At 72.7% G+C, this 6,186-nt stretch carries 7 protein-coding genes; 4 read left to right on the top strand and 3 right to left on the bottom strand.

Annotation, left to right across the window (positions count from 1 at the left end):
* Nucleotides 1-801: 801 nt before the first annotated feature.
* Nucleotides 802-1,032, bottom strand: a complete 231-nt coding sequence (locus RIN80_RS21630; protein ID WP_309097285.1) for a hypothetical protein — start codon at nucleotides 1,030-1,032, stop codon at nucleotides 802-804.
* Between the two features lie 58 nt (nucleotides 1,033-1,090).
* Here RIN80_RS21630 and map point away from each other — a divergent pair, with 58 nt between their 5' ends.
* Nucleotides 1,091-1,948, top strand: a complete 858-nt coding sequence (gene map / locus RIN80_RS21625; protein WP_309097284.1) for a type I methionyl aminopeptidase — start codon at nucleotides 1,091-1,093, stop codon at nucleotides 1,946-1,948.
* A gap of 167 nt (nucleotides 1,949-2,115) precedes the next feature.
* Nucleotides 2,116-2,763, top strand: a complete 648-nt coding sequence (locus RIN80_RS21620) for a biliverdin-producing heme oxygenase (protein ID WP_309097283.1) — start codon at nucleotides 2,116-2,118, stop codon at nucleotides 2,761-2,763.
* Between the two features lie 79 nt (nucleotides 2,764-2,842).
* Here RIN80_RS21620 and RIN80_RS21615 read toward each other — a convergent pair whose 3' ends face one another.
* Nucleotides 2,843-3,061 (bottom strand): hypothetical protein, encoded by a 219-nt coding sequence (locus tag RIN80_RS21615; RefSeq protein ID WP_309097282.1) that lies wholly within the window; start codon nucleotides 3,059-3,061, stop codon nucleotides 2,843-2,845.
* 98 nt (nucleotides 3,062-3,159) lie between these two features.
* A complete protein-coding gene (locus tag RIN80_RS21610) occupies nucleotides 3,160-3,837 on the bottom strand; it encodes a PhzF family phenazine biosynthesis protein (RefSeq protein WP_309097281.1) in 678 nt (225 codons plus the stop codon).
* Between the two features lie 164 nt (nucleotides 3,838-4,001).
* On the opposite strand from RIN80_RS21610, the gene efeO reads away from it, so the two are divergent.
* Together efeO and efeB are read left to right on the top strand one after the other, a co-directional pair.
* On the top strand, nucleotides 4,002-5,150 hold the full coding sequence (efeO, locus tag RIN80_RS21605) for an iron uptake system protein EfeO (RefSeq protein ID WP_309097280.1): 1,149 nt from the start codon (nucleotides 4,002-4,004) through the stop codon (nucleotides 5,148-5,150).
* A gap of 13 nt (nucleotides 5,151-5,163) precedes the next feature.
* Nucleotides 5,164-6,186 (top strand): iron uptake transporter deferrochelatase/peroxidase subunit (gene efeB / locus RIN80_RS21600; protein ID WP_309097279.1); only part of this gene is annotated, 1,023 nt, incomplete at its 3' end.

Here is a 6,186-nt window from a genome sequence, read left to right as displayed (position 1 = left end):
CTGGTCAGCGCGGCGGCGGGCGAGAACGCGCTCCCGACCCCACGCGGGCGGCGCCGCTTCCGGGACCGCGTGGCGAGACTCGCGGAACACCTGACGGCCCCACCGCCGGCCCGCTGGTGAGGCGGACGACCATCCGGACCCGGAACCATGCTCCCGGGCCAGGCGGCCGGTTCCGCGGGGGGCCGCCGTGGCGGGGCGCCCCGCCGTCGCGGGGCGCCCCGCCGTCGCGGACGGGCCGCCGTCGGGGAGGGCGGCCGAGGGGGACCACCGCCACGGGCGCACCGCCGCCCTGGGGCACCGCCGCCCCAGGGGGAATCGCCGCCGCGCGGGATGGCTGCGGGGCCGCCGTGGGCGACCACCGCCACACGCGCACCACCGCAACGCGGGACCGCCGCCGGGGCGCCGTGAGCTGAGAGGGGCACCACCGCAGGGTCGCCGTCGGCCGAGGGGCGCCTCCGCGGCGGAGGAACCACCGCCACGAGGCACCACCGCGGACCACCGCCAACAGACACCACCGCCCCAGGGGGAACCCCTGCCACGAGGCACCACCGCCACGGGGGGGGACCGCCGGCCGAAGGGGAAGCCGCCGGCCAAGGGGCACTGCCGCCGAGGGTGCTGCCCCCGCAGGGCACTGCCGCCCAGCGCGCCGCGACCGACGCGGACTGCCGCCCAGGGCCACCGCAGGGGACTGCCGCCGGGGGCGCTGCCGCCGAAGGGGGCCGCTTTCGCAGCCGCCCGGGCCCGGACGCGGGGACGCCCGGGGCGGCTCGCACCCCGGGCTTCACGTACGGGTCCCCCGGGTCAGTTCTCCTCGCGGCCACCCGCAGGGGCGTCGTGCCACTTGGGGTCGTTCTCCCACTGGAGGTTGCGTTCGCGGGCGGTCTCCATCGCGCGCTCGGCCTCGGTACGGCTCGCGTACGGGCCGAAGCGGTCCTTGCCCGGGCAGTCGGGCCCCTCTTCGACCTTCTTGTGCTCCAGGCAGTAGTACCACTCGCCCGGCTTGCCGACCGTCCGCTTCTTGAACAGGGCCATGACCAGCTCCTCTCGCCATCGACATGTTCCCCCACGGCCGCTGGTTAGACTCGCTGGCATGTCTGGCCAGTCGCTGCTCGTCCCTGGGGAGCTGTCCCCCACCCGTTCCGTGCCCGGAAACATCCGCCGCCCGGAGTACGTCGGCAAGCCCGCTCCGACGCCGTACACCGGACCGGAGGTGCAGACGCCCGAGACGATCGAGGCGATGCGGCGCGCCGGCCGGATCGCCGCCCGGGCCATGGCGGAGGCCGCGAAGCTGATCGCCCCCGGCGTGACCACGGACGAGCTGGACAAGGTGGCGCACGAGTACATGTGCGACCACGGCGCCTACCCCTCGACGCTTGGCTACCGGGGCTTTCCGAAGTCGCTGTGCACCAGCGTCAACGAGGTCATCTGCCACGGCATCCCGGACTCCACCGTCCTGCGCGACGGCGACATCGTCAACCTGGACGTGACGGCGTACATCGGCGGCGTGCACGGCGACAACAACGCCACCTACCTCGTGGGAGACGTGGACGAGGAGTCGCGGCTGCTGGTGGAGCGGACCCGGGAGGCCCTGAACCGGGCGATCAAGGCGGTCAAGCCGGGCCGGCAGATCAACGTCATCGGCCGGGTCATCGAGTCGTACGCCAAGCGCTTCGGCTACGGCGTGGTGCGGGACTTCACGGGCCACGGGATCAACTCGTCGTTCCACTCGGGCCTGATCATCCCGCACTACGACAGCCCGCACGCCACGACGGTCATCCAGCCCGGAATGACGTTCACGATCGAGCCGATGCTGACGCTCGGGACGCACGAGTACGACATGTGGGACGACGGCTGGACGGTCGTGACGAAGGACCGCAAGCGCACGGCCCAGTTCGAGCACACGCTGGTGGTGACGGACTCGGGCGCGGAGATCCTCACGCTGCCCTGACCACAGCCCCGCCCCGGCCGACGGCCCGCTCTCCCGGAGGGCGGGCCGTCGGCGTGCGCGGCCCTTGCCCGTGCCGGAGGTTTTTCCCGACAAGACGTCGGGAAGTTTACCGACAACCGGTCGGCAAACCATTGACTTAGGTAACCCTAAGCAGAGAAAGTGGGCTCATGGAATCCTTCTCGACCCTCATCCGGACCGCCTCCCGCGAGCAGCACGAGGAGGTCAGGGGCTCGACCTTCCTGAGCGACCTGCTGGGGCACAAACTGGGGGTCGACGCGTTCGCGCGCTACACGGAGCAGCTGTGGTTCGTGTACCAGGCACTGGAGTCCGCCGCCGAGCGGCTGGCCGGGGACCCGGTGGCGGGCCCCTTCGTCCGCCCGGAGCTGTTCCGCGCGGCGGCGCTGGAGCAGGACCTGGAATACCTGCGCGGCCCCGACTGGCGCTCGCGGATCAGCGCGCTGCCGGCCACGCTGGAGTACGCCGGGCGGATCACCGAGTGCGCCCGGAACTGGCCGGCCGGCTACATCGCCCACCACTACACCCGCTACCTCGGCGACCTCTCCGGCGGGCAGATCATCCGCGACACGGCGGAGAAGACGTGGGGCTTTCCGAAGAAGGGCGACGGGGTCCGCTTCTACGTCTTCGAGGAGATCCCCAACCCGGCCGCCTTCAAGCGGGGTTACTGGGAGCTGCTGGACGCGGTGCCCGGGGACGAACTGGAGCGGCAGCGGATCGTGGCCGAGTGCAAGCGGGCCTACGGGCTGAACAACGCGGTGTTCCTGGCGCTGGGCGAGGAGTTCCCGCTGTCGGCGTGAGGGACGGTGGCGACGGGCGGGGCCCCTCGCACGCGGCGAGGGGCCCCGGATCCGTCTCGGGTGGAGCGCCGGTCCCGGCTCAGATGTCGAACGGACCGTTGTGGCAGACGGCGCCGCCCCACTCGATCTCGGCGGTCTCGGCCTCCAGCTCACCGAAGTACGGGCTGCACGCCACGTGGTGGCCGCGGCCGTCGCGGTGGTCCCGGCCGTCGTCGTCGCCGGCGGCGGCGGTCGCCGCGCCGGTGGCGGTGACGGCGACGGTCAGGGCGGCTACGGCCAGAGCGGATCGAATGCGCATGAGATTCCTCTCGCGGTGGTGCCTTGTCACGCCCAGAGGTCCCCGTTCGCCGCCGCGCACACACGCTGTTCCACCCGTACGGCCGCGCGCCACCCGGGTCAGCGTTCGAGACGCACCCGGCCGCCGACCTCGGTCCAGCCGTCCGGCTGGGGCGCGGTGAGGATCTGGGAGCCCGCCCCCTGGGTGATGTTGAGGGCCCGGCCCAGCCGGTCGGTGAGCAGCAGGGCCGCCGCCCCGGTCGCCTCGTCCTCGTCGATGCCGTCGCCCCGGCCGGGGAAGGCCCGGGCACGCACCCGCCCGGCGGACTCGTCCTCCCACGCCCAGGCGTAGACCCACCCCCACTGCCCGGAAGGCGTGGACGGTGCCGCCACCCCCGGCGGCGGCACGGGCAGGTCGTCGACCTCGGCGGCGCTGCCGTACTGCCGCAGGGTGCGCGGCGGCACCCATTCGGCCCGTGCCTCGATCCAGCAGAACTCCCCGTCCTGCCGGGCCCCGACCACCCCGGCGGGCGTCACCAGTTCGGGCACGTCGAGCAGCCAGGCCGCGCCGACGCAGGGGTGCCCGGCGAAGGGCAGCCGCAGGGTCGGCGTGTAGATGTCGATCACACCCCGCTCGGGGTCGTCGACGAACACGGTCTCGCTGAACCCGAGCTTCGCGGCGAACGCCTGACGGTCGTCCGGACCGGGCAGCACGGAACCGTCCCGCACGACACCGAGTTCGTTGCCGTACCCACCGTTCGGCCCGCAGAAGACGCGGAGCACGTCGTAGTCAGTCACGGGGGCATTCAAGCACCGGCGGGCCGGCGGCGGGCGGGCCGCCTCGACCGCTTCCCGACGCGACCTTTGACCGTCCCTTGACTGCTCCATGGGGGTGACTTTGAGCCACTTACGCCATCCTTATCTGGTTTAGGTGAGCCTCACCTTCCTGCTTTGGAGCCCAGATGCGACCCGTCAGACCAGCCTCCGTCGTCATCGCCGCCGCGGCGGTCCTGACCGCCGCCACCGGCTGCACCGAGAAGAGCGGCGCGCAGGACGGCGACCACGTGATCAACGTGACGGCCACGGACGACAGGTGCGAGGTGTCCAGGAAGGAGTTCCCGGCCGGGCACGTCGAGCTCGCCGTCGAGAACAAGGGCTCCAAGGTCACCGAGGTCTACGTCCTCTTCCCCGACGACCGCGTGGTCACCGAGCGGGAGAACATAGGTCCCGGCACCAGGCAGCGCGTCACCGCCGAGGTGAAGGCGGGTGACTACCAGATCGCCTGCAAGCCGGGCATGAAGGGCGAGGGCATCCGCCAGGCCGTCAGGGCCACCGGCGGCAAGACCGTCGAGCGCGACCCGCGCCTGGACAAGGCCGTCGCCGCGTACCGCGCCTACGTGCAGCAGCAGGCCGACGAGACGCTGCCGCTCGCCGAGACGTTCGCCAGGGCCGTCCAGGACGGCGACGTCGCCGCGGCGAAGAAGGCGTACGCCCCCTCCCGGATCGGCTGGGAGCGCACCGAGCCCGTCGCCGAGTCCTTCGGCGACATCGACCCCAAGGTCGACGTCCGCGAGGACGGCCTGGAGGACGGCCAGGACCCCGCCACCGACTGGACGGGCTGGCACCGCCTGGAGAAGGCGCTCTGGCAGGACGGGAAGATCGGCGACCGCGAGAAGGAACTCGCCGGCCTGCTCGTCAAGGACCTGAAGGACTGGCAGAAGCGCGTCGGCACGGCCGAGATCACCCCCACCTCCATGGCCAACGGCGCCAAGGAGCTCCTCGACGAGGTCGCCACCGGCAAGGTCACCGGCGAGGAGGAGCGTTATTCGCACACCGACCTGGTCGACTTCAAGGCCAACGTCGAGGGCGCGCAGCAGTCGTACCACCTGCTCAAGCCGGTCGCCCGGGAGAACGACGCGGCCCTCGTCACCGAGCTGGACCGGCAGTTCGCCGCGCTGGACAAGCTCCTCGACCGGTACCGCCCGGACACCGCCTCCTACGAGTTCACCTCCTACGACAAGGTCGGCAAGGCGGACCGCAAGGAGCTCTCGGACGCGGTCAACGCCCTGGCGGAGCCGCTGTCGAAGCTCGCCGCGGCCGTCGTGAAGTGACCGGGACCCCACCATGACGGACACCGACGCACCCTCACCCTCCCGGCGTTCGCTGCTCGGCTGGGGCGGCGCGGGGCTGGCGCTCGGCGCCGCGGCGGCGGGCGGAGCGGCGGCGATCGCCCGCACGGACGACGCCGCCGCCACGCCCGCCGCCGGCACGGCGATCCCGTTCCACGGTGCCCACCAGGCGGGCATCGCCACCCCGGTCCAGGACCGCCTGCACTTCGCCGCGTTCGACGTCACCACCGAGGACCGCGCGGCCTTCGTCCGGTTGCTGAAGGACTGGACGGAGGCGGCCCGGCGCATGACGGCCGGCCGGGCCGTCGGCGAGGGCGCCTACGGCGGCCTGCCCGAGGCGCCCCCGGACGACACGGGCGAGGCGCTGGGCCTGAAGCCCTCCCGCCTGACCCTGACCATCGGCTTCGGCCCGAGCCTGTTCGAGAGGTTCGGCCTCGCGGACCGCCGCCCCGAAGCCCTCGTCGACCTGCCGAAGTTCGCGGGCGACAACCTGGACAAGGCCCGCAGCGGGGGCGACCTGTGCGTCCAGGCCTGCGCCGACGACCCGCAGGTCGCCGTCCACGCGATCCGCAACCTCGCCCGGATCGGCTTCGGCAAGGTCGTCATCCGCTGGTCGCAGCTCGGCTTCGGCAAGACCTCCTCGACGACGCCCGAGGCGCAGACCCCGCGCAACCTGATGGGCTTCAAGGACGGCACGCGCAACATCGCGGGCACCGAGACGGCCCGCCTGGACAAGTTCGTCTGGGTGGACGGCAGGGACGGCCCGCCCTGGATGGCGGGCGGCTCCTACCTGGTCGCCCGCCGCATCCGCATGCACATCGAGACCTGGGACCGCGCCTCGCTGCAGGAGCAGGAGGACATCTTCGGCCGCGACAAGGGCGAGGGCGCGCCGGTCGGCAGGGCCAAGGAGCGCGACGAGCCGTTCCTGAAGGCGATGAAGCCCGACGCGCACGTGCGGCTCGCGCACCCCGACTCCAACCAGGGGGCGACGATCCTGCGCCGCGGCTACTCCTTCACC

The sequence above is a fragment of the Streptomyces sp. genome (genome assembly GCF_031181705.1).
Taxonomy (GTDB): domain Bacteria; phylum Actinomycetota; class Actinomycetes; order Streptomycetales; family Streptomycetaceae; genus Streptomyces.
This window is presented reverse-complemented; position numbering and strand designations above follow the sequence as displayed.